Below are 422 nucleotides of genomic sequence, written 5' to 3'. Positions count from 1 at the left end.
TGAGAATGTCGTCTGATGCAAGGTCACCCCGCTCAGGTCCGCCCCGCTCAGGTTCGCCCCGCGCAGGTTCATCCCGCTCAGGTCCGCCCTGCTCAGGTCCACCCCGCCCAGGTCCGCCCCGCTCAGGTTCGCCCCGCGCAGGTTCATCCCGCGCAGGTCCACCCCGCGCAGGTTCGCCCCGCGCAGGTCCGCCCCGCTCAGGTTCGCCCCGCGCAGGCTCATCCCGCGCAGGTCCACCCCGCTCAGGTCCGCCCCGCTCAGGTCCGCCCCGCTCAGCTTCGCCCCGCGCAGGTCCGCCCCGCTCAGGTCCGCCCCGCTCAGGTCCATCCAGCTCAGGTCCATCCATCTCAGGCTCATCCCGCTCAGGTTCATCCCAACCACGCTCCCACCTCTGAGCAAGGCCCGTTTCGCCAGTGAAATGT

Annotated in this window: 1 protein-coding gene; it reads right to left on the bottom strand. The window is 70.9% G+C overall.

Going from position 1 to position 422, the window contains the following annotated elements; all coding sequences use genetic code 11:
* On the bottom strand, window positions 1-399 hold a 399-nt coding region (locus P0D80_RS51285; protein WP_408296651.1), incomplete at its 3' end, for a pentapeptide repeat-containing protein.
* Between the last annotated feature and the right edge of the window lie 23 nt (window positions 400-422).

The sequence above is a fragment of the Paraburkholderia sp. RL17-373-BIF-A genome (assembly GCF_046030175.1).
Lineage (GTDB): Bacteria > Pseudomonadota > Gammaproteobacteria > Burkholderiales > Burkholderiaceae > Paraburkholderia.
The sequence above is the reverse complement of the archived record's forward strand: the minus strand, read 5'-3'. Positions and strand labels throughout refer to the sequence as shown.